Source organism: Bradyrhizobium sp. Ken64, from assembly GCF_055807555.1.
The window spans coordinates 1-273 of sequence record NZ_JBVVPA010000106.1 but is presented as its reverse complement, the minus strand read 5'-3'; the positions used below and the strand labels follow the sequence as shown (position 1 = coordinate 273).

The 273-nt window shown below is 67.0% G+C and carries 1 protein-coding gene; it reads right to left on the bottom strand.

Going from position 1 to position 273, the window contains the following annotated elements; translation table 11 throughout:
- Window positions 1-273, bottom strand: a 273-nt coding sequence (locus AC0L2F_RS35830) for an aromatic amino acid lyase (RefSeq protein ID WP_473251537.1), incomplete at both ends; no start/stop codon positions are given.

Below are 273 nucleotides of genomic sequence, written 5' to 3'. Positions count from 1 at the left end.
GATCTGGCCGCGCTGGGCTTCGAAGCCCATGGCACCGATCACGTCGGCCCATTCCAGCAAGTGGTGCGCATCGGCCAGGGCCAGGCAGCTCAGGCCAGTCATGCACGGCGTACCGTTGACCAGGCACAGGCCATCCTTGGCGCCGAGCACCACCGGCTGCAAACCTTCGGCAGCCAGCGCCACTTGCGCCGGCACAACCTGGCCGCGATAGCTGACATTGCCCACGCCAAGCAGCGCCACGCCGACATGGGCCATGTGGGTCAGGTAACCGAC